We start from the raw sequence: 22,836 nt of genomic DNA, 5'->3' as shown, positions 1-22,836 counted from the left end.
ACGGCCTCACCATGCGGCGTGAGGCTCGCGCAGATGTTTCCAGGCAACCAACACCATCGCGCTCGAACCGGGGCTTGTCCAACAGCCGGTTCAGATCGCGGCTAGCGCGATCTAACCTTATTCGTTAGACCTCGCCACGCTTACCCCCATAGTAGGTTGCCGCGAGTGAAATGATAGCTACGGGCCAGCAAGCCACGACCGCTAGAGCAGTCGCGATGAATCCCAGTGCGTACCTCCAGATGCGTCCCGCGTGGTCCTTCGCATTTCGGCGCCAACTGTGGATCGCGAGAACCGCAAAGTAAACTGGCAGGATGGCCAGGAGAATGAAGAACGCACGCTCGGGCCAAGAAACATCAGTGAACACGTGTCTAAGCATCGCAAGGGCATTGTCAAACGCAGTTTGAGTCGACGGCACCGCCGCGAACAAGAGAATCGCCCAAACTCCGAGCGGTCCCAGTGCGCTTCCGGCGAAGAGCAAGCCAGCAATCTTGGAGTCAGAAAGGCGCATACGCGAGGTCTAACGTGAAGATGACCGGACCACCAACATGAGCGGCGAAGCCGCCTTCTGCTGTTGTGGGTCCGCGTCGATTGACATGTTATGGCGTAGGCCGGCCTTTGTGCACGTGCTCATTGTTTGACGCTCGATAAGCATGACCATAGTTTGCCTCACGGATCCTGGCAAACCGACTCGCCCGAGTGCTGCGCCTCCTCCGATTTGATGAGGCCAGGGCGCGAAGGCCGACAAGAGACGAGACCTGGCCGGAGATGTCGGCGGGCAAACGCCTGAGCGCCGGTGCCGGGACTCGCCCGAGTGAGGAGATGCAACCCCCAGAAAAGCGAAGCCGCTACGAGCGATGTGCAACGCTCGACTTCATCCATGCGGTGCGAAGCCGATCGCGTGAACGCTTCGCACACCACTGCCTTCACCCCACGCTATAACGTAAAAATGACCGGACCACCAACACAAGCGGCGAAGCCGCAGCCTGATGTTGTGGGTCCGCGTCGATTGACATGTTAAGGGGCGGCTGCATACACAGGACCGTCCATATCGAAGTGTTCATCGACCGAGATTCCAGTCATCCTCGCTGCAAGTTCAAGCACTGTCCACTCGCTGTGGAGTGGCCCGCCCTCGTGGGTGTCGCGGTCAACAAGACCTCCCTCCTCTGGGACGGCGTCTCCAATGTCCTCAAAGACTTTACCTTCCGCCTCGACCCACTTGCGCAGAAGCGTGCCGTTCTCATGAATCTCAAACACAACACCGCCAGAGGTACTCTGCGTAAACCAGAAAAGGATTTTCCGCCCGTGCGACTGCCCGGTGAGATCGTTCGATAAGTGCTCCATGCGAGGCAGCAACGCATGCGGGCTGCCGAGAATGCAACTCCATGAGCCGTCGGCTGCGCCGATACGAAGGCCGTCCTCCACGTCGAAGCCCTTTTCGGCGTGCTTGACCGGCGCGCTACCCGGCTTGATGAGACCAAGGCGTTCAGCAAGGTCTTTTCCCACGCCAGCCTCTGACACGTAAATTGCCCCAGCGCTCAGACCCATGCTCTTCTGCCCTTTAACGTAGAAATGACCGGACCACCAACACACGCGGCGACGCCGCCTCCTGCTGTTGTGGGTCCGTGTCGATTGACATGTTGTGCCGGACGACCCATACGCTACCAGCGCGTTGTCACGAGGATTCGGCGCATCGCTTGGAAAGCTAGGTCGCTTGAGTCGGAACGTCCCGGTTGCAGTGCTTGCAAACGACAGCTTCCTTCATGATTTCCTCGGCACAGAAGGGGCATTTCTTCGTCTCAACCTTCAGCGGGGGCAGCCCCGTTTTCGGGTCCGTAGGAACGCCCCCCATTCGTTCGCCAACGAATCCGCCCAAAGCAGCGCCAACGATGCCACCGACAAAGCATTTCAAGAAAGTTGCAGAACTCGCTACGTTACCGAGTTCCCCTGCTCTCCCGCCCTGGACCTCGCTCCAAAAAATCCGCCAACCGAGTTCCTCCACGTTGTCGAGCATAAAAGCCCTGACAACTACTACGCCCAGAACGAATCCAAGCAATGAACCGAAGATACCCATTCTCTTCCCCTTCTAGTAAGTTTCTCAGCTGAATGTAGGGCAAGGGCATTCGCGCTGGCAAGAGCTGCTTTGCGTGCGGCACAACGTAGAGATGACCGGACCACCAACATGAGCGGCGAAGCCGCAGCCTGCTGTTGTGGGTCCGCGTCGATTGACCAGTTAGCCAGCAGCGTACAACTGATTCTCATGTGCATAGGTCTGGCATCGTTCGCCTAGTTTGTCGGGATCCGCCCAAAATGCCTTGTCCAGCGGTTCGAGTTGCGCCCATTCGGTGGCCGATTCATCCTTAAAAGTTGGCATTAGCTCCAACCGCTCCTCGCGATCTATTGGAACCCGGCGGTCTACGAAGAGCACTTCCTTCGCCTTGAGCAGAAGCGCCGCACACGTATCGGCACCAAGAGCTCGGAGACCATCTAGAGCCAGGAGATAGTACGCCCCACTGCTGTTGGAGAAAAACTGATCGAAGCCACCGTTGTACACCTCGCCGATCAGGCAGCTTACCGCGAAGTACGTTTGTTCTTCTGCTCGAAGACCATTGAAACCTTCGGAAGTCTTATGAACCCGTCGCACGAGGTCTTGCCAGTACAAGGATTCCGCGCTTTTCGCATATTCACGGTCGCGTTCGCGCTGGCGCTTGCCTTCTTCAATTCGGTCGCGATAGCCGCCCTTACAGGGCATGCAAAGCCCCGCATTCGCCGAAGCTGTGTCGGGGTGAATGAGGTCCCCGCATTGGACGCAAGGGAGACGCTGAATCATTTCTGCAGGCTAACGTAGAGATGACCGGACCACCAACATGAGCGGCGAAGCCGCAGCCTGCTGTTGTGGGTCCGTGTCGATTGACAAGTTAAACCTCGCGTCAACAGCGCTTGTCATAGCCAAATCACTTCCCGCACGTGCCATGTTGTCAGGACGAACTTCACGCGAAACTTCGCGCGCCCCTTCCTTTCTCCATCTTTGTACACGACTGCGAAGTGATTCTTATGCATCTCAACCCGAACCAACGAGAATTGGTTTTCCTGGCACCACATAGCGCCGACTTTGGTCACCGCACGCCTTGTAAGAGCGGTGGAAATATACGCCATGGCAAGGATAGGCCCGAATAGCATTGCAACTGCGGCGAGAAGTTGCGTCACAAGGAGGCCCCCTGCTGATTCGGGCCAAGGCGTGATGCGGACCACTCCCCAAATGAGTCCCGCAATCGCAATGAACAAGAGCGGTGCCATGTGAGGTTTAACGTAGACGTAACCGGCGACTTGCGCCAGGAGGGAGCGTAGCGACCGGACGCCGCAAGGCGTCCGAGTTGACGGACAAGTTAGACGCCATCATCCCATCCGGATCTGTCCCAGCATGCTTGCACACGAGCCCAAACCTCAGCGGACATGCTGTTCTGCCAGACGCCACCGAGTAGGCTTCGAAATGCGGGATCAACCTTCGCCTCTCCTCAACCCGCTCGATCACTTTTTCTCCACACTTCGCCAAATAGTCTTCCAGCGGCCCGGCCGCCAAGACTTCTAGAACCTCGGCGGGAGGATTCCGGCGCAGCACGTCTAGAACAAACTCCCATAGGTCTTCGGGCCGCTCGTAGGCGATGTCCATCACGGCGTCAATGGCCCACTCCGTGGCGCTATTGTCCCGCTCAACAAGCACGAGGTCTTTGTCCCAGACATGGGGTTCTGAGTGATGCGAGACGTATGCAGCCGCCAGGGATTTGCGCTCGTCTGGATTCATGGCGTCTAACGTAGAGGTAACCGGCGCGCAAGGATACGAGTGCGCGCAGCGCACGGACAGGCTTGCGTGTCCGCGTTGACCGCCTTGTTAGCCCTCATTTGCACTGAGGCCATGCTAGCGAGAAAACCACAACAGCAGTACCCAGACAGTACAGAGTTCGATAAATCCATTGATTGACTCGCTCCGTAAGGGTCGCTCCGCCATATGTTTGAATTTCCCAGCCCCGGATGAACAGAGTACCCCAAAGAAGAAGACTTGCGCCCAGAATTTGCAGCCACGCCAGGACTGAAGGAGGTGCACACCCCGCACGCCCAATGATGGCTCCAACGATGTAACCCACCGAGGCCGAAGCTGCGACCAAGGCTAAAGACGAGAAGAACGCACGGCGAACAACGTGAACACCTTCGGCAGGGCCAGAATTCGGAGACGCGCTCAATCTCGCACTGTCTTCTGCCTGCAACTCCAAAAACCGTTCCGGATGAAACAGCAGCAGAAGGACAAGCTTTGCTCCACGAAAGAAGCCGGCGGGACTGGGAGCGAGCTTCGCCATTGAGGGCTAACGTAGAAATGACCGGACCACCAACACAAGCGGCGAAGCCGCCTCCTGCTGTTGTGGGTCCGCGTCGATTGACATGTTAAACCGCACCGCTTGCACTCCTCCGAGCGCGAAGCCTTTGCCGCGCGGCGAACAATGCCATGGCCACAAGCGGAACTGCAAGCACTGAGGCTGCGAACGCCAGGCTATGGGACCCAACCGCGACAGCTGCGGCGCCTGACACAAGCGCCACGAGGCAAGCACCGCCACCCCAGACTGCACGCCGTCCGGGCGGGGAAAGTGCGACCACCGCAAATACCAAAAGCGACAGAGCCGAAAGTACGAGGCGCACCGGCGAAACTTGATATGTCTCGAGGCAGGCGCACGCCTTCGACGGCACCAACGCGAAGGCGACAAGCGCCACTGGCACCGCGATCCACTTCGCGATACCCGGCTTGCGTGCTGCTCTCACGTTCATTGCGGTTTAACGCAGAAATGACCGGACCACCAACATGAGCGGCGAAGCCGCAGCCTGCTGTTGTGGGTCCGCGTCGATTGACATGTTATGGGGCAGGCCAGCCTTTGTGCACGTGCTCATTGCTTGCCGCGCGATACGCATGACCATAGTTTGCCTCACGGATGCTGGCAAGCCAACTCGCCCGAGTGTTGCGCCTCCTCCGCTGCGATGAGACCATGGCGCGAACGCCACCGAACGCAGAAAGCTGGCCGGAGATGTCGGCAGGCCAATGCCTGAATTCAGGCGCCGCGACTCGCCCGAGCGCCAAGGCGAAACCCCCAGAAAAGCGAAGACGCCACGAGGGAAGTACAACGATTGACGCCATGCGTGCGATTGCGAAGCCGAACGCGTCAGAGCTTCGCGCAACACTGCTCTCACCCCGCCCTATAACGTAGAGATGACCGGACCACCAACATGAGCGGCGAAGCCGCAGTCTGCTGTTGTGGGTCCGCGTCGATTGACATGTTATGGGGCAGGACGGCCTTTTTGCACGTGCTCATAATTTGCCTCGCGATACCCATGCCCATAGTTTGCCGCACCGACACTGGCAAGCCAACTCGCCCGAGTACTGCGCCTCCTCCAGTTTGAGGAGGCCGCGGCGCGAAGGCCAACGAATGGAGGGACTCGGCCGGAGATGTCGGCAGGCCAATGGCTTGGATGGCGGCGCCGCGACTCGCCCGAGCACCAGGGCGGAACCCCCAGAAAAGCGCAGCGATCCGAGTGAATGGCAACGATTGACGCCGCTTGTGAGATCGCGAAGTCGATCGCGTGACAGCTTCGCGTGCCACTGCCTTCACCCCGCCCTATAACGTAGAGATGACCGGACCACCAACATGAGCGGCGAAGCCGCCACCTGCTGTTGTGGGTCCGCGTCGATTGACATGTTAAGCCGCACGTGGTTCTGCCCGTGCGCCCGGTGTACGAGCGTCGATCTTTCGCTTGGAAAATCGCGTTCCACGAACTCAACCCCCGGTAGATTGAAGTAGATGCAAGCTCCACGCAGCGACGCCGAAAGCTACCGTTGCAGCGAAAGAGCCCACCACGCGGCGCCGGAGCTGAGCCACGCCAGGTTTCGACGAGTAGTTCAGCTGCCACCACAAATACATACCGATAGTCCACGCGGCAACGGCCACGAACGCCGTTAGCAAGTACAGGATAAAAAGCAACGAACTCAGCATGCTTCTCTTGCGGTTTAACGTAGACGTAACCGGCGACCAATGAGAGGTGCGACCGGAGGGAGCGGACGCCATTGGGCGTCCGTGTTGACGGACAAGTTAAGGCGCATTGGGAAAAACGTTGGCAAGTAGCATTATTGAAGCGAATACTGCCACGAATAGAAGAAACGCAATGAGCCGCCGGGCGTGCTTAGCCGAGAACTCCGGTAGCCCAATTTTGAGACCTCTACTATTGAGTTGCAAGCGCGTGACTTCGATTGACTCGCGTGAAAACAGCCCCTTGTACATGCGCACGCTCAGCACGAGAAAGGCTAGCGTGGCTGCCAGCAGCGCGGTGCACCCGGCGAAGCCCCATGGATTTGAAGAGACCGTACCCCAAGGTAGACAAACAAACTGCCCGTGATTTACGGTGATGGCCCCGCAGTTCTCCGGCATAGCTTTTCCGTAGAGAGCTGCAGCCTCTTCTGGCGATCTCGCACTGAGCCAGGGTGCCCAGACAAAGAAGAGCAAAAAGGCGACCACTACGGCCACGATCTGAGCAAGTGACCAGCACAACGTAGCCCGATTCGCCGTCATGGTTCGTGCGCTTTAACGTAGAAATGACCGGACCACCAACATGAGCGGCGAAGCCGCAGCTTGCTGTTGTGGGTCCGTGTCGATTGACATGTTATGGCGCAGGCCGGCCTTTGTGCAGGTGCTCATTGTTTGCCGCTCGATACGCATGACCATAGTTTGCCTCACGGATGCTGGCAACCCAACTCGCCCGAGCGCTGCGCCTCCTCCGATTTGATGAGGCTGTGGCGCGAAGGCCTACGGTCGCAGAAACCTTGCCGGAGATGTCGGCAGCCCGCTGCTCGGATGCAGGCGCCGCGACTCACCCGAGCACCAGGTCGCGACCCCCAGAAAAGCGGAGCCACCACGAGCGATATGCAACGCTTGACGCCATGCATGCGGTGCGAAGCCAATCGCGTGAAAGCGTCGCGCACCACTACCTTCACCCCGCGCTATAACGTGAAGATGACCGGACCACCAACACTTGCGGCGAAGCCGCCTCCTGCTGTTGTGGGTCCGCGTCGATTGACATGTTAAGCCTCAGCCCCACGGCCCCGGCTCGCGCCGCGCAGACCGATGCAGTTACCCCAAGGGTCTCGAACCTGACACATGCGCTGCCCTTTTTCTATGTCCATGGGACCTCGATAAAGCCTGGCCCCCACGCTCTCAAAGTGCGCCAACGCGGCCTCGAAGTCCGGAACATACCAGTACACGACTGACCCGGCTGCACCCGAGGCGACCTTTTCGTCGGAGGGGACAATCTCAAGATTGATGCCACCAACGCGCAGGTACTCGAACTCGAACGCTTCAAGGCGTTTGCGAGCTGCGTTTGGAAACGCGCGCTGGTACCACTGGAGTCCCGCCTCTACGTCAGGCACATGAACGAGTACGGCGGCGATCGCTTCGGTCATCGACTCTGAGGTTTAACGTAGAGATGACCGGACCACCAACACTAGCGGCGAAGCCGCCTCCTGCTGTTGTGGGTCCGTGTCGATTGACATGTTATGTCGCAAAGTGCACCGCCTTGACGATTGGGTCGAGCTTCGAAGCCATGCTGCTCGCCTCCCCCGCGCCTTCAATTGTGACCAGAGCCAAGTGTCCCTTGGGTGCTACCGCAGCGTATAGCAAGAAAAATCGAGACCCAGCAAAACTGCGGGGACTGGCCCTTGCTGCAAATAGGCGAATCCCTCCGGCGAGTTGGAACTGTTCCGTCGTGGTATTGGAGCCATGTTCGGCTTGGACCTTTGCCAGAATTTCCTGAACCTGGGCTACTGAGGCCTCGACGACTTCGGAACATTGCGCCTCCGTCGGCGCTCCATCCACCCCGCGCACCGTGACGATCGCGACATGTCCGGCCGGATGCCTGAACGTGACCGGAGACTGCGTGCTCACACATTCGAAGCCGGGAAACGCGATCATGCCCAATGGTGGGACAGACCAATACTCGGGCGGAATCGGGAATGGCAGTTCGTCTTCGACAGGTGCCGGGCCGAGCTTCGCGCTAGCTGGAGCCGCGAGAGAGAACTTGTAGCTGAGCTTCATACGCAGGCCCCTGCGATATAACGTAATGTCTCCCGCACCCTGAAATCTCTTATCCCGCAGGTGCGGATTAATCTGGGATTCTGAACTTCCGCAAGCTGTTGTTCTAGCTCGGCTTTTTGCTTCGCGCTTGATTTTCCAGCTTGATGAAGTGGCGACCTTAAACCCGGCAGGCGGCCGCTTTCCGCGCTTGCGGAATACCGCTGCGGAATAAGCTGGGCGCTGCTCGATATTCTGGTCATCCCGTCCTCCCCTAGGCCGCTTGCACACTGCAAAGTTGGCACATATACTGTTTGTCCATACAGTATAAAGTAGCCATGAATACCCGCATACTTCCGCCGCTTCGCTCCGCCCGTTTGCTGGACCAAGTGCGGGAGCGCGCTCGGTACTTGCACTATAGCCTCAGCACCGAAAAGGCTTACCTTTACTGGATCCGCTTCTTCATCCGGTGGCAACAAATGAAGCATCCGCGCGACATGGGCGCGCCGGAGGTCGAGGCGTTCCTCACGATGCTTGCCACTGAACGACGGATTTCCTCCTCCTCGCACAATCAGGCGCTCAGCGCGCTGCTGTTTCTCTATCGCGAAGTTCTGGTGATTCAATTGCCGTGGATGGACGATATCAAGCGGCCCAACTACACCAAGCGCATTCCTACTGTGCTCACGCGCGACGAGGTGTCCGCGGTGCTTGTTGGGATGGAGGGCACCATCGGTGTCGTTGCGCGGCTTCTCTACGGCACCGGCATGCGGCTGATGGAAGGCTTGCGGCTGCGGGTAAAAGACGTTGACTTCGACCGTCACGTGATCGTCGTGCGCGAAGCCAAGGGGAACAAAGACAGAGTGGTGATGCTGCCGCACTCGCTGGTCGAGCCACTCCGAGCGCAGATGCGCTCGGCGCGCGCGCAGTGGGAGGCAGACCGCCGAGACCAATGCGGCGGCGTCGATGTGCCCCACGCGCTGGAAAAGAAGTATCCCAGGGTTGGTCAGACGTGGGGCTGGTTCTGGCTGTTCCCGTCGCCAACTCTCGCCGTCGATCCAGCCACAGGCGTTGTGCGCCGGCATCACTTGTATGAGGATCGACTTCCTCGCGCTATCCGCAAAGCCGTCCGAGCTGCAGGCATTGTCAAGCACGTCTCTGCCCACACCTTGCGCCACTCCTTCGCCACCCACCTTTTGCAGGCCGGTACGGACATCCGCACCGTGCAGGAGTTGCTGGGCCACAGCGATGTGAGCACCACGATGATTTATACGCACGTGCTCAAGGTGGCGGCGGGTGGCACGGCGAGTCCACTGGATGCGTTGGCGCCGCCGCCTGTGGCGAAAGAGCCGGAGGTGGCGTACGCGTAGGAGACAGAACAGCCTGGATTGCGGATCGAGTCCGCAATGACAGCCGTGCTTGCGTGCGACTACTTGGCGACCAGTTCCTCCGTGCGCTCGTTGCTCTGCTGCTGCAGCGCCCACATCTCCGCGTAGCGCCCTGCTTTCGCCAGCAGTTCCTGGTGCGTCCCGCGTTCGATGATGCGGCCGGCCTCCAGCACCAGGATCTCGTGCGCATCGACCACTGTCGACAGCCGGTGCGCGATGACCAGCGTGGTCTTGTTCTGCGCCACACCTTTCAGCTCGGCCTGGATGGCGCGCTCGTTGGCGCTGTCCAGCGCCGACGTGGCCTCGTCGAAGATCATGATGGGCGGGTTCTTCAGCAGCGTTCGGGCAATCGCCACGCGCTGCTTCTCCCCGCCCGATAGCTTGAGGCCCCGCTCGCCCACCATCGTGGCGTAACCCTTGGGCGTTGACTCGATGAAGTTGTGGATGCGCGCCGCTCGCGCTGCCTCTTCCACTTCGTCCCGGCTCGCGCCAGGGCGCCCATACGCGATGTTGTATTCCACCGTGTCGTTGAACAGCACCGTGTCCTGCGGCACGATGCCGATGGCCTGGCGCACGCTGGCCTGCGTCACCTGCTTGATGTCCTGCCCCGCGATGGTGATCGCGCCCTGCTGCACGTCGTAGAAGCGGTAAAGCAACCGCGCCAAAGTTGATTTGCCGGAACCGGAAGGGCCGACGACCGCCACCGTTTTGCCGGCGGGGATTTCGAAGCTCACGTGATGGAGGATGGGGCGCGCGGGCTCGTAGGCGAAGCTGACGTCGTTGAAGCGGACGGTGGCGTCGGTCTGGCAGGCCAGAGGCTGCGCCCCGGGCTCGTCCGCCACTTCGCGCTCTTTCTCCATCAGCACGAACATCTTGTCCAGGTCCGTCAGGCTTTGCTTGATCTCGCGGTACAGCACGCCCAGAAAATTCAGCGGGATGTACAGCTGGATCATGAAGGCGTTGACCATCACCAGGTCGCCCAGCGTCATGCGGCCATCGACCACGCCCTGCGTCGCCCGCCAGAGCATCGCCACCAGGCCGACAGCGATGATCATCTGCTGGCCCGCATTCAGCATCGACAAGGTCGTCTGGCTCTTCAGGCGTGCCTTGCGCAGCTGGCCCAGGCTCTTGTCGTACCGGCTGGATTCGAAGCCTTCGTTGTTGAAATACTTCACCGTCTCGTAGTTCAGCAGCGAGTCCACTGCCTTGGTGTGGGCCGCCGAGTCGAACTCGTTGGCTTCCTTGCGGAACTGGGTTCGCCACTCCGTCACCGTGACGGTGAAGGTGATGTACACCACCAGCGCCGCGATGGTGATCCACGCGAACCAGGCGTCGAACTTCACAGCCAGGATCGTCAGCACCAGCGCCACTTCGATCAGCGTGGGCACGATGCTGTAGAGAGAATACGAGATCAGCGATTCGATGCCGCGCACGCCCCGCTCGATGTCTCGCGTCATGCCGCCGGTCTGCCGCTCCAGATGGAAGCGCAGGCTCAGCGCGTGCAGGTGCTGAAAAGTCTCCAGCGCGATGCTGCGCGCCGCCCCTTGCGTCGCTTTGGAAAACACCAGTTCGCGCAGCTCGGTGAAAAGCGTGGTCGACAGGCGCAACAGGCCGTACGCCAGCAGCAGCGCCACCGGCACAATCAGCACCGCTTGCGGATCGCCGGGCTGAAAGTTCGGAGCCGACAGGCGACCACCCGTCGGCGTCATGGCGTCCACCAGGTTCTTCAGCAGCACGGGCACGCCCACGTTCGCCACCTTGGCGCCCACCATCAGCAGCAGCGCCGCGATCACGCGTACCTTGTACTGCCACAGGTAAGGGAACAGGCGTTTGAGCGTCGCCCAGTCGGTGTGCGCGCGGCCCGGCGCGGCGGCGGCGCCCGCGGGCAAGGGGGTCGAAGGGGAACGGGCGAGTTCGCCGGCACGGCGCATGGGGGACAATCGAGGGTTGGTACTACTGGAGATTGTGCCCATGTCCGCGAACTCAAGCCTGCCGGCCCCATTACCCACCGACAAGGAGCTGGTGCTCAAGGTCATTCCCATGCCGGCCGACTGCAATGCCAACGGCGACATTTTCGGCGGCTGGGTGATGGCCCAGGTCGACCTGGCCGGCTCCGTCGTGCCCGCGCGCTATGTGGACGGCCGCATGGCCACAGTGGCCGTCAACCAGTTCATCTTCAAGCAGCCTGTGCGTGTGGGCGACATCCTGAGCTTCTTCGCCCACGTCACGCGCGTCGGCAACACGTCGATCACGGTGCAGGTCGAGGTGTATGCAGAACGCTTCCGCGCCCAGGGGCAGTATGTGAAGGTGACGGACGCGTCGCTGACCTATGTGGCCATCGACGAGGGTGGGAAACCGCGGCCGATTCCAAAGCGCTAAAACTTCCCGTGCCGGCCTTCGCCACCGGCGAATCGTGCAGCACCTTCCAGCCCGTCGGCGATGCAGTGCTTGCTGCGCTCCCACTCGCCGTGCAGTGCTTCGGGCAAGGGTTTGCCCCACTGCTCGTAGGCATTCATCCGGTCCGCCAGCATCGTCTTCTGCGGAAACTTCGCCAGCTGCTGTGCCAGCTCGATCGCCGCGTCGCGCGCGCCGCCTTTCGGCACCACGCGGTTGGCCAGCCCCATCTGCAATGCCTCGGCCGCGTCGACCTTGCGCCCGGTGAGGATCAGGTCCATCGCGTGGCCCATGCCCACCAGGCGCGGGAGCCGCACGGTGCCGCCATCGATCAGCGGCACGCCGAAGCGCCGGCAGTAGACGCCGAAGTAGGCGTCTTCTTCCATCACCCGCATGTCGCACCACAGCGCCAGTTCCATGCCGCCGGCCACGGCGGCGCCGCTGACTGCGGCGATCACGGGCTTCGACAGCAGCAGGCGCGACGGACCCATGGGGCCCATCGGTTGAACCTCGCCCGGTTCGAAGTCCAGCTCTGCCAGCACATCGGTGCCGGCGCCCTGCTTCGCCAGTTCGGCACCGCGCTGCAAGTCCCAGCCGGCGCAGAAATGGCCGTTGGCACCGTGAAAGACCGCAACCCGAGCCTCCTCGTCGGTGTCGAACGCGACGAATGCCCCGTACAGCGCGCTGGCCGTCGCCGCATCGACGGCGTTGCGCACATCGGCGCGGTCCAGCGTCACAACGCTGACTTGCCCCATCTTCTCGACGCGCACGGAATCAACCATGCGCGAATTACACCAGAAGCTAGGACCGCGTGGCCGTCGTCTTGACGGTGCTCGCCGAAGGCACGGCGGCCCGGGCCGAACGCGGATCGCTCACATAGTCCGACACCACTTTCCAGCGGCCGTCGACGATCTGCGACAGGCGCATCGCCTCGGTGCCCAGCCGCCTCGTGGAGCTGTACGTCATCTTGGGCGAGCCGAAGCTGTCCGGCGGGAAGGTGGACAGGTCCATCGCCTTGATGAAGTTGTCGGTGGTGAGCTGGGGCCCGGTCTTGCGCGCCGCCTTGATGAACATGTCGACCATGGTGTAGCCGTACACCGACATCACCGTCGGGTCTTCGTTGAACTTGGTCTTGTACTTGTTGGCCCAGAAGCGGATGGCCAGGTCCTGCTCGTCGGTATAGGGCGTCTGCGAGCTCATGGTGGCGTAGAAGCCTTCCACGGCCTTGCCGCCCAGCTTGTGAATCAGGTCGCTGTAAGCGGCGAAGGAGGCGATGAACACCGGGTTGAAGCCGGTCTTGCGCGCCTCCGCCATGGTGCCTACGGTCTCGCGGATGATGGTGCCCATCACCACCATCTCGCAACCGCTCGCTTTCATCTTCGCGACCTGCGACGAGAAGTCAGCGGCGCCGCGCTTGAAGCTGGTCTTCTCCACCATCTCCTTGCCGATGGACTTGAGGCCGTCTTCCGCACCCTTGAGCACCTCGGCGCCGAAGTCGTCGTCCTGGTAGATCGCGCAGACCTTGCCGATGTTCTTGTCCTTGGCCAGCTTGGGCACCGAAAGGCGCATCTGGTCGTAGTACGACGCGAACAGCGCGTACTTCAGCTTGTGGTGCGGCTCGTACATGTCCTTGGACGCGGTGAGCGGCAGGTAGTTGACGATGTTGCGCTCGAACAGGATCGGCATGACGGCGTTGTTCTGCGCCGTGCCGATGTGGCCGACCAGCATGAATATCTTGTCCTGGTTCACCAGCTTCTGCGCCGCCAGGATGGCCCGCTTCGGGTCGTACGCGGAGTCTTCCACGGCCAGCCTGAGCTTGCGGTCATACACGCCGCCCTGCTCGTTGGCTTCGTCCACGCGCAGCTGCATGCCGTTGCGCGCCTGCTTGCCATAGCCGGCGATGGGGCCGGACAGATCCTGGATCGTGCCGATCACGATCTCGTTCTTGCTGACGCCTTGCTGCTGCGCTTGGGCGGTGCCCGCGGCGAGGCACAGCACGGCGATTGCGAGGGTAAGTCGGGGTGACATCGCGGTCTCCTTTGCGTTGAAAGTGGCGCAAAGTTAGGGGCGCACCCCAAACGGCGCAAACCTTGTCGGCTGGGCGACAAGGCTTCGGGGAGAACCCGCTATCTTCCGCACTCCCGACCAGATATAACCAACAGGCACCCGCGGCGACGGGCTTGGAGAGAGACAACGTGCAATTCATTCAACTCGTGATCAGCGGCATCTCGCAAGGGTGCATCTACGGCCTGATCGCCCTGGGCTTCGTGCTCATTTACAAGGCCACCGAGACGGTGAGCTTCGCGCAGGGCGAGCTCATGATGCTCGGGGCGTTCATGGGCCTGGCGTCGATGACGTTCATGGGCTTCCCGTTCTGGCTGGCTGTCATCAGCGCGATCGCGGCCATGGCGCTCTTCGGCGTGCTGCTCGAGCGTGTGGTGATTCGCCCTATCCTGGGCCAGCCCGCCTTCTCCATCGTCATGCTGACCATCGGCATCGGCTACGTGGCGCGCGGCCTCATCACCATGATCCCTGGCATCGGCACCGAGACGCACGCGCTGCCGGTGCCGTACAAGGACGAAGTGTGGAACGCCGGCCCGCTGGTGCTCAACGCCGAGCAGATGGTCGTCATCGCCGCCACCGCTGTGCTGTGCGCCCTGCTCTTCACGATCTTCAGGTACAGCAAGGTCGGCATCGCCATGCAGGCCTCGTCGCAGAACCAGCTGGCTGCCTACTACATGGGCATCCCGGTCAAGCGCTTGAATGGCCTGGTGTGGGGCCTGGCCGCCGCCGTCGCCGCTTGTGCGGGCCTGCTGCTCGCCCCCATCACCTTCGTGCACGCCAACATGGGTTTCATCGGCCTCAAGGCATTCCCCGCCGCGGTGGTGGGCGGCTTCGGCAGCCTGCCCGGCGCCATCGTCGGCGGCCTCGTCATCGGCATCGTCGAGTCGCTCTCGGGGTTCTACCTGCCCCAGGGCTTCAAGGACATCGCGGCGTACATCGTCGTGCTGGTGATGCTGATGGTGAAGCCGAACGGATTGTTCGGCGAGAAGCTCAGAAAGAAAGTTTGAAGATGAACCGCATGTTGGCGTTTGAGGTTTCGTTCGCGGGCCACCGCGGAACCGGCTTCGCCGGGCCGCTGGTGGCGCCCCCCTGGGGGGGAGGCGCCGTAGGCGCTTCGGGGGGGGTATGAGGTTTATCTTCAAGACCGACTACGGCCAGGACATCAACCTGGCCAAGCACGGTGGCCACAAGCTCTGGTATGGCGCGCTGCTGCTCTTGCTGTTCGCCGCGCCGTGGATCTTTGCGGAATACTGGCTGGCCCAGCTCACCTTCGTGCTGATCTACTCCATCGTCGGCCTCGGCCTGATGCTGCTGGCGGGCTTCACCGGGCTCTTTTCGATCGGGCACGCGGCGTTCCTGGGTGTCGGCGCGTACACGCAGGCCGTGTTCGTCAACATGGGCGTGCCGTTCCCGATCGCCCTGGCGCTGGCGGGCCTGCTGTCGGCCGCGGTGGGTGTGGTGGTCGGACTGCCGGCGCTGCGCGTCAAGGGCATCTACCTCGGCATCGCCACCCTGTCGTTCGGCTTCATCGTCGAAGAGGTTCTGGCCCGCTGGGAGTCGGTCACCGGCGGCAACTCCGGCATCCACGTCAAGCACCCCGACCTGTTCGGCTACAAGGTGGACTCGGCCATCGGCTTCTACTTCCTTTGCCTGGTCATCACAGTGATCTCCACGCTGGCCATCCTCAATCTGCTGCGCTCGCCCACCGGCCGGGCCTTCGTGGCCATCCGCGATTCGGAAATTTCGGCGCAGAGCATGGGCATCCACCTCGCGCGCTACAAGACGCTGTCGTTCGCGCTTTCGGCGGCGCTGGCCGGCATCGGCGGCGCGCTGTACGCGCACAAGCTCACCTTCATCTCGCCCGACCAGTTCAACATCATCCAGTCGATCGACTTGTTGCTCATGGTGGTGATCGGCGGGCTGGGCTCGGTGCACGGCGCCTTCCTGGGTGCGATCTTCCTCATCACCATGCCGCAGGCCATCTCGCTCGTCAAAGACTACCTGCCCCCGGTCGTCGGCCAGGCGCCGGGCCTGCAGGGCCTGGTGTACGGCGCGGTGCTGATCGCCTTCGTGATGTTCGAGCCGCTGGGCATCTACGGCCGCTGGCTGAAGGTGCGCACGTACCTACAACTGTTCCCGTTCTACCGCAAGGGCCTGTTCAAGCGGCAGAAGTCCTTCCAGAAATCCGATCGCCTGAAATGAGCCAGATCCAGACCCACAACGGCAAAGCGGCCGCGGCCGCTCGCGATGGCGCCCTGCTCTCGGCCAAGAACATCAGCGTGCGCTTCGGCGGCGTGCTGGCCGTCAACAACGTGAGCTTCGACGTGCAGCGCGGCGAGGTGTTCACGCTGATCGGCCCGAACGGCGCGGGCAAGACGACGGTGTTCAACCTGATCAGCCGCATCTACAACCCGACGGCGGGCAGCATCGAGTACGAAGGCAACGTGCTGACGGAACAGCCGCCGCACCGCATCGCCTCGCTGGGCATCGCCCGTACCTTCCAGAACATCGAACTGTTCGAGCATGCCACCGTCCTGCACAACCTGATGATCGGCCGCCACACGCACCACCGCTCGGGCATCTGGAGCCAGATGTTCTTCACCAAGAGCGTGCGGCAGGCGGAGATCGAGGCGCGCCGGAAGGTCGAACAGGTGATCGAGCTGCTCGATCTGCAAAAGCACCGCGACTCCTTCGTCGCCGGCCTGCCCTATGGCGTGCGCAAGGTGGTGGAACTGGGCCGGGCCCTGTGCACCGAACCCAAGCTGCTGCTGCTGGACGAACCCTCTTCAGGCCTGAACGTGGAAGAAACGGACGACATGGCTTTCTGGATCCAGGACATCAAGCACGAGCTGGGCGTCACCGTGCTGATGGTCGAACACGACATGACGCTGGTCTCCAAGGTGTCGGATCGTGTGCTGGCGATGAACCAGGGCGAAGTGCTGGCGATGGGCACGCCGCGCGAGGTGCAGACGCACCCGGGCGTGATTGAAGCGTATCTCGGCACCGTGGAAGACGTTTCTTCGCTGCGCAGGGAGGTGAGTGGCGACGGGCCGCCCCTAGCCACGAAAGCCCCCTCGGGGGGCAGTGCAGCGGCCCCGGCCGCAAACGTGGGGGCCAGATAACTATGAGCATGAGTCCTCCTGGCGTGAACGACACGCCCGTCCTCAAGCTGCTGAACGTCGAATCGGCGTACGGCCCGATCAAGGCCATCCGCGGCGTGAGCCTGCAGGTGCGCCGCGGCGAGATCGCCACCGTGCTCGGCTCCAACGGCGCCGGCAAGACGACCATCCTCAAGACCATCTCCGGCATCATCGACCCGCGCAAGGGCAGCATCGAGTTCAAGGGCGAGAGCATCACCGCCAAGGACCCGTCGCACATCGTGCAACAGGGCCTGTCGCACGTGCCCGAAGGACGCGAGGTGTTCGCGCTGCTCACCGTGCACGACAACCTGGTGATGGGCGCCTACACCCGAAAAGACAAGGACGGCATCGCCCGAGACATGGAGGCGGTGTACAAGTACTTCCCCATCCTCAAGGAGCGCGCCACGCAGGACGCCGGCCTGCTCTCCGGCGGCCAGCAGCAGATGCTGGCGATCTCACGCGCCATCATGGCCGCGCCCGACCTGATCCTGCTCGATGAGCCGAGCCTGGGCCTTTCCCCCAAGCTCACCAAGGAAATCTTCGAGATCGTCGTTCGCATCAACCGCGAGCGCGGCACGACCATCTTGCTCGTCGAGCAGAACGCCAACATGGCGCTCAATGCGTCGGACTACGGCTACGTGCTGGAGAACGGCCGCATCGTGATGGAAGACACCTGCGCGCGCCTGCGCGAGAAGGACGACATCAAGGAGTTCTACCTGGGCATGAAGGAAGCCGGCGTGCGCGGCGAACGCCGCTGGAAGAAGAAGAAGACATGGAGATAGTTCACTTGAAAATCGCTGTGCGATTTTCAAGTGGCCTGATCAGTGTGGGAAAGCCCGGCGGAGCCGGATCTTTGCCACAAGCGAGACGGCGCTGCACGATGTTTCGCACCGTCTGGAAGAGGAAGGCCGTGCCTTCCTCGCGCCCGGATCGCGCGGAACAACGTGCAGCGCGATCTCCTCTGTGAAAAGGATCCGGCTTTGCCGGGCCTTTTCACACCAGTTGAACCACTCTGAAAATTCGCGAAGCGACTTTTCAGAGTGAAGGAGTGATATGAGCAACCTCTGGGACCTGTCCCGTATCGAACCCAACAACGCCGTCGTCCTCGAAGGCGAGACGATTCCCGCCGTCTTCTGGAACGCCGTGGACAAGCGCGGCCCCAACGTCTGGATGCGCCAGAAGCATCTGGGCATCTGGCGCAGCTGGACGTGGAATGAAACCGCCGCCGCCGTGCGCGAAATTTCCGGCGGCCTCATGAGCCTGGGCTTCGCCCCGGGCCACACCGCGTCGATCCTGTCCAACACCGTCATCGAATGGGTGCTGGCCGACCTCGCCATCCTCTCCTGCGGCGGCGTCTCCAACGGCATCTACCCGACCGATGCGGCTTCGCAGGTGCACTACCTGTGCGAAGACTCGGGCACCAGCATCCTGTTCGTCGAAGACGACGAGCAGCTGGACAAGGCATTGGAAGTGCGGGCGCGGCTCCCCGGCCTCAAGAAAATCGTGGTGATGGACATGGAGGGCCTGCGTGAGCTCGACGACGCGGGCGTGATCAGCCTGGATGCGCTGCGCGTGCTGGGCCGCGAGTACCTCGCACGGCACCCAGATGAACTGATGAAGCGCGCGCGGGCCGTCAAACCGCAGGATCTCGCCATCCTCGTCTACACCTCCGGCACCACCGGCAAGCCCAAGGGCGCGATGCATTCGCACAAGGGCCTGGTCTATACGACGCGCGGCTACAACACGCTGATCTCGCAGGACGAGAGTGACGAGCGCATGTGCTTCCTGCCGTTGTGCCACATCGCCGAGCGAGTCGGCGGCGAGTACTTCGCGCTGTACACGGGCGCGAAGCTGAACTTCGTCGAGAACCCGGACACGATTCCCGAGAACGTGCGCGAGATAGCGCCCACCGTCTTCACCGCCGTGCCGCGGGTGTGGGAGAAGTTCTATTCCGGCGTGATGATCGGTTTGAAGGAAGCCAGCCGCCTGCAGCAGGCCGCCTACGCCTGGAGCATCGGCGTGGGCACGCAGATCGCCGACAAGGTGCTGGCCGGCCAGCCGGTCGACGGCATGCTCAAGTTCAAGTTCAAGCTGGCCCGCGCCATCGCACTCGACAACGTGCGCAAGATGATCGGCATCCACCGTTCGCGCTTCCTGGTCACCGGCGCCGCGCCGATCTCGGCCGACCTGGTCAAGTGGTACCTGGCGCTGGGCGTGCCGATGCTGGAGGTGTGGGGCATGACCGAATCGTGCGGCGCGTCCACGGGGGTCCCCGCCGACAAGATCAAGCCCGGTTCGATCGGCCCTGCCGCCGCGTACAACGAAGTCAAGCTCGATGCGGCCACCGGCGAGATCCTGGTGCGCGGCACCAACGTGTTCATGGGCTACTTGAATCAGCCGGAGAAGACCGCGGAGACCATCGACAAGGACGGCTGGCTGCACACGGGCGACGTCGGCACTGTCGACGCGGACGGCTTCTTCAAGATCGTCGACCGGATGAAGGACATCATCATCACGGCCGGCGGCAAGAACGTCACGCCCAGCGAGCTGGAGAACGACCTGAAATTCTCGCCGTACATCACCGACGCGGTGGTCATCGGCGACCGCAAGGCCTACCTCACGGTGATCATCATGATCGACCAGGAGAACGTCGAGAAGTACGCGCAGGACGCCGACGTGCCCTTCTCCAACTACGCCAGCCTCACCAAAGCACCGGAGATCCAGGCTTTGATCCAGGCCGAGATCGACCGCGTCAACGCCAAGTTCGCGCGGGTCGAGCAGATCAAGAAGTTCTTCCTGCTCGACACGCAGCTGTCCGCCGAAGACGAAGAGCTCACGCCGACGATGAAACTCAAGCGCAAGCTGGTGCAGACCAAGTACGCGCCGCAGATCGAGGCGATGTACCGGTAGCGGGATTGTCATTGCGGACTCCGATCCGCAATCCATGTCGGCTCGGCTGACAACTTCACAAGTCACGCGCGTGACTCTTTCACCTCCGTCATTACCCTAGTGCAGTCGCCTAGGTGAAAGGCGAACGGGGACGGCAGCGGAAACAATCCGTAGCGCCCGACCCCCAACGCTTCAATCCGGAGACACGATGAAACTGAAACTCGCTTTCCTGGCCACGCTGGCCCTCGCCGCCGGCGCGGCCCAGGCCCAGTCCGCCGCGCCCGGCGTGAGCAAGAACGAGATCGTGCTGGGCACGATCCAGGACCTGTCCGGCCCGCTCGCGTCCTACGGCAAGCAGATCCGCATGGGCATGCAGATGCGTGTGGACGAGGCCAACGAAATGGGCGGCGTGCACGGCCGCAAGATCAAGCTCCTGATCGAGGACGACGGCTACGACCCGAAGAAGTCGGTACTGGCCACGCAGAAGATGGTCAGCCAGGACCCGGGCATCTTCGCCATGGTGGGCCACCTGGGCACGGCGCAGAACATCGCCTCGATGCCGGTGCAGTTCGAGAAGAACGTCATCAACTTCCTGCCGATCACCGCCGCGCGCGAGATGTACGAGCCCATCCACAAGCTCAAGTGGGCCAACGCCGCCACCTACTACGACCAGATGCGCATCGCCGCGCCCCGCCTGGTGAAGGACCGCAACCTCACCAAGCCCTGCATCATTTACCAGGACGACGACTTCGGCCAGGAAGTGCTGAAGGGCGCCGAGGCGGGCCTGAAGTCGATCGGCAAGGAACTGTCCGAGAAGACCAGCTACAAGCGCGGCGCCACCGACTTCTCGTCGCAGGTCGCGAAGATGAAGTCCGCGGGCTGCGACCTGGTGGTGCTGGGCACCATCATCCGCGAGACCGTGGGCACGATGGCTGAAGCCCGCAAGACCGGCTTCAACCCGCTGTTCGTGGGCTCCAGCGCCGTCTACACCGACCTCATCCCCAAGCTGGGCGGCAAGATGGCCGACGGCCTGTTCGCCACCATGACGTCCGCCCACCCCTACCTCGACGCGGCGGAGCAGCCGGTGCGCTTCTGGGCCAACAAGTACAAGACCCGCACCAATGAGGACCCGACGGTGTTCTCGGTGTACGGCTGGGGCGCGATGGACGCCTTCCTGAAGGTCGCCTTCAAGGTCGGCCCGCAGCTCTCGACCGACAGCTTCGTGAAGACCATGGAGACCATGACCTTCCCGCGCGACATGTTCGGCACGGCCGAGCTGAGCTTCAGCGCCACCAAGCACCTGGGCAACCAGTACTCGCGCCTGTCGCAGATCCAGGACGGCCGCTGGAAGGTCACTTCCGACTACGTCGCCTTCGCCGGCCTGAAGCCGGTGCAGCAGAAGGACGGCAAGTGGAAGGTGGAGTCCGAGTTCTTCAAGGACCAGTGATTCACCGCGCCAAACCCAAGGCCGCCCCTCCAGGCGGCCTTTTTCATTGCGGGTTGCTTCTTAGGTGAATACGCCAGCTTGACACCCTGGGCTGGCGATGAAGAATGCGTTGAGTTATCCCTCACGTAGCCAGGAGACAAAGAATGAAGATCAAAACCGCCGCCGCACTCGCCGTGCTGGCCCTGTCCGCCGCCGCGGCCTCTGCCCAGAACGCCAACCAGGGCGTGAGCAAGACCGAAATCACCCTGGGCTCCATCCAGGACCTGTCGGGCCCCATCGCCGGTTTCGGCAAGCAGGTGCGCCTGGGCATGATGCTGCGTGTGGACGAGCTCAACGAACAGGGCGGCATCAACGGCCGCAAGGTCAAGCTGATCGTCGAAGACTCGGCCTACGACCCGAAGAAGGCCGTGCTGGCCGCGCAGAAGCTGGTCAACCAGGACAAGATCTTCGCGATGGTCGGCCACATCGGCACGGCGCAAAACATGGCCGCCATGCCCGTGCAGTTCGAAAAGAACGTGATCAACTGGTTCCCCGTCACCGCGGCGCGTGAGATGTACGAGCCGTTCCATCGCCTCAAGTACTCCTTCGCCGCCACCTACTACGACCAGATGCGCACAGCGTTGCCCAAGATGGTCAAGGACAAGGGCGCCAAGAAGGTCTGCACCCTGTACCAGGACGACGAGTTCGGCCTGGAAGTGATGCGCGGCGCCGAAGCGGGCTTGAAAGCGATCAACATGGAGCTCATCGAGAAGACCAGCTACAAGCGTGGCGCGACCGACTTCTCGTCGCAGGTCGCCAAGATGAAGGCCGCGGGCTGCGACCTGGTGGTGCTGGGCACCATCATCCGCGAGACCATCGGCGCCATCGGCGAGTCACGCAAGACGGGCTTTTCGCCCACCTTCATCGGCTCCAGCGCCGCCTACACCGACCTGATCCACAAACTGGGCGGCAAGGCGATGGATGGCCTGTACGCCACGCACACCGCGCAGCACCCGTACCTGGACGAGGCCTCGGACAAGATCCGCTTCTGGGCCAACAAGTACAAGACCAAGTTCAATGAAGACCCGACGGTGTTCTCTGTCTACGGCTACCAGCTGGTTGACTCGTTCGCGGCCGCTGCCCTGAAGGCAGGCCCCAATCTCACCACCGACAACTTCATCAAGACCATGGACAACATGTCCTTCCCGGCCGACATCTTCGGTAGCCCGGAAGCGAAGTTCGGCCCCAAGAAGCGCCTGGGCAACGAGTTCTCGCGCCTGTCGCAGATCACCGACGGCAAGTGGAAAGTCGTGTCGGACTACGTCAAGCCCTGAGAGGCAATGACAGATGACGAATGACAGATGAATGAAGAGCCGCCTCCGGGCGGCTTTTTTCTGCCGCATCGACGGTGATACTCTCCATCTGTCATTTGTCATCCACGC

General features: G+C 61.9%; 17 protein-coding genes and 1 pseudogene. 9 read left to right on the top strand and 9 right to left on the bottom strand.

Going from position 1 to position 22,836, the window contains the following annotated elements; genetic code table 11:
* Nucleotides 1–1,014 precede the first annotated feature (1,014 nt).
* The 6 genes and pseudogenes from EEB15_RS28375 to EEB15_RS28350 all read right to left on the bottom strand — a co-directional run bounded on the left by EEB15_RS28375 (nucleotide 1,015) and on the right by EEB15_RS28350 (nucleotide 8,120).
* The gene (locus tag EEB15_RS28375) at nucleotides 1,015–1,545 is read right to left on the bottom strand and encodes a hypothetical protein (protein WP_141513335.1); all 531 of its coding nucleotides are present in this window, start codon (nucleotides 1,543–1,545) and stop codon (nucleotides 1,015–1,017) included.
* Between the two features lie 157 nt (nucleotides 1,546–1,702).
* A complete protein-coding gene (locus EEB15_RS28370) occupies nucleotides 1,703–2,071 on the bottom strand; it encodes a hypothetical protein (RefSeq protein ID WP_141513334.1) in 369 nt (122 codons plus the stop codon).
* Between the two features lie 159 nt (nucleotides 2,072–2,230).
* Complete coding sequence (locus EEB15_RS28365; RefSeq protein WP_141513333.1) at nucleotides 2,231–2,827, bottom strand: DMP19 family protein; 597 nt, start codon at nucleotides 2,825–2,827, stop codon at nucleotides 2,231–2,233.
* Between the two features lie 556 nt (nucleotides 2,828–3,383).
* Nucleotides 3,384–3,667, bottom strand: a pseudogene (locus EEB15_RS34665) (DUF6869 domain-containing protein).
* Nucleotides 3,668–7,111: 3,444 nt separating this feature from the next.
* Nucleotides 7,112–7,489 carry a VOC family protein gene (locus EEB15_RS28355; protein WP_141513331.1) on the bottom strand — a complete coding sequence of 126 codons (378 nt, stop codon included), beginning with the start codon at nucleotides 7,487–7,489 and terminating at the stop codon, nucleotides 7,112–7,114.
* A gap of 91 nt (nucleotides 7,490–7,580) precedes the next feature.
* On the bottom strand, nucleotides 7,581–8,120 hold the full coding sequence (locus EEB15_RS28350) for a hypothetical protein (RefSeq protein ID WP_141513330.1): 540 nt from the start codon (nucleotides 8,118–8,120) through the stop codon (nucleotides 7,581–7,583).
* Between the two features lie 314 nt (nucleotides 8,121–8,434).
* Between EEB15_RS28350 and EEB15_RS28345 the strand changes: the two genes are divergently transcribed.
* A complete protein-coding gene (locus EEB15_RS28345; RefSeq protein ID WP_141513329.1) occupies nucleotides 8,435–9,463 on the top strand; it encodes an integron integrase in 1,029 nt (342 codons plus the stop codon).
* A 59-nt stretch (nucleotides 9,464–9,522) separates the two neighbouring features.
* On the opposite strand, the gene EEB15_RS28340 is transcribed toward EEB15_RS28345, so the two are convergent.
* Nucleotides 9,523–11,412 carry an ABC transporter ATP-binding protein/permease gene (locus EEB15_RS28340; protein ID WP_141513328.1) on the bottom strand — a complete coding sequence of 630 codons (1,890 nt, stop codon included), beginning with the start codon at nucleotides 11,410–11,412 and terminating at the stop codon, nucleotides 9,523–9,525.
* A gap of 40 nt (nucleotides 11,413–11,452) precedes the next feature.
* On the opposite strand from EEB15_RS28340, the gene EEB15_RS28335 reads away from it, so the two are divergent.
* Nucleotides 11,453–11,860, top strand: a complete 408-nt coding sequence (locus EEB15_RS28335; protein WP_141513327.1) for an acyl-CoA thioesterase — start codon at nucleotides 11,453–11,455, stop codon at nucleotides 11,858–11,860.
* On the opposite strand, the gene EEB15_RS28330 is transcribed toward EEB15_RS28335, so the two are convergent.
* Together EEB15_RS28330 and EEB15_RS28325 are read right to left on the bottom strand one after the other, a co-directional pair.
* Nucleotides 11,857–12,657, bottom strand: coding sequence for a crotonase/enoyl-CoA hydratase family protein (locus tag EEB15_RS28330; RefSeq protein WP_141513326.1), 801 nt, complete (start codon nucleotides 12,655–12,657; stop codon nucleotides 11,857–11,859). The two genes, EEB15_RS28335 and EEB15_RS28330, sit on opposite strands and share 4 nt — an antisense overlap.
* A gap of 19 nt (nucleotides 12,658–12,676) precedes the next feature.
* Nucleotides 12,677–13,903 (bottom strand): ABC transporter substrate-binding protein, encoded by a 1,227-nt coding sequence (locus tag EEB15_RS28325; RefSeq protein WP_141513325.1) that lies wholly within the window; start codon nucleotides 13,901–13,903, stop codon nucleotides 12,677–12,679.
* Between the two features lie 167 nt (nucleotides 13,904–14,070).
* On the opposite strand from EEB15_RS28325, the gene EEB15_RS28320 reads away from it, so the two are divergent.
* From EEB15_RS28320 to EEB15_RS28285, 7 genes are all read left to right on the top strand, one after another.
* Nucleotides 14,071–14,946, top strand: coding sequence for a branched-chain amino acid ABC transporter permease (locus tag EEB15_RS28320; protein WP_141513324.1), 876 nt, complete (start codon nucleotides 14,071–14,073; stop codon nucleotides 14,944–14,946).
* Nucleotides 14,947–15,064: 118 nt separating this feature from the next.
* Nucleotides 15,065–16,141: a branched-chain amino acid ABC transporter permease gene (locus EEB15_RS28310; protein ID WP_141513322.1), complete on the top strand. Its 1,077-nt coding sequence runs from the start codon at nucleotides 15,065–15,067 to the stop codon at nucleotides 16,139–16,141.
* Nucleotides 16,138–17,061, top strand: coding sequence for an ABC transporter ATP-binding protein (locus EEB15_RS28305; RefSeq protein WP_141513321.1), 924 nt, complete (start codon nucleotides 16,138–16,140; stop codon nucleotides 17,059–17,061). The genes EEB15_RS28310 and EEB15_RS28305 overlap by 4 nt, the downstream gene beginning before the upstream one ends.
* A 2-nt stretch (nucleotides 17,062–17,063) precedes the next feature.
* The gene (locus EEB15_RS28300) at nucleotides 17,064–17,861 is read left to right on the top strand and encodes an ABC transporter ATP-binding protein (protein WP_141513320.1); all 798 of its coding nucleotides are present in this window, start codon (nucleotides 17,064–17,066) and stop codon (nucleotides 17,859–17,861) included.
* Between the two features lie 271 nt (nucleotides 17,862–18,132).
* Nucleotides 18,133–19,989 (top strand): long-chain fatty acid--CoA ligase, encoded by a 1,857-nt coding sequence (locus EEB15_RS28295; protein WP_141513319.1) that lies wholly within the window; start codon nucleotides 18,133–18,135, stop codon nucleotides 19,987–19,989.
* A 187-nt stretch (nucleotides 19,990–20,176) separates the two neighbouring features.
* On the top strand, nucleotides 20,177–21,415 hold the full coding sequence (locus EEB15_RS28290) for an ABC transporter substrate-binding protein (protein ID WP_141513318.1): 1,239 nt from the start codon (nucleotides 20,177–20,179) through the stop codon (nucleotides 21,413–21,415).
* A gap of 143 nt (nucleotides 21,416–21,558) precedes the next feature.
* The gene (locus tag EEB15_RS28285) at nucleotides 21,559–22,728 is read left to right on the top strand and encodes an ABC transporter substrate-binding protein (RefSeq protein WP_141513317.1); all 1,170 of its coding nucleotides are present in this window, start codon (nucleotides 21,559–21,561) and stop codon (nucleotides 22,726–22,728) included.
* Nucleotides 22,729–22,836: the final 108 nt, after the last annotated feature.

It is taken from the genome of Ramlibacter sp. WS9, assembly GCF_003797765.1.
Taxonomy (GTDB): Bacteria; Pseudomonadota; Gammaproteobacteria; order Burkholderiales; family Burkholderiaceae_C; genus Ramlibacter.
This window is presented reverse-complemented; position numbering and strand designations above follow the sequence as displayed.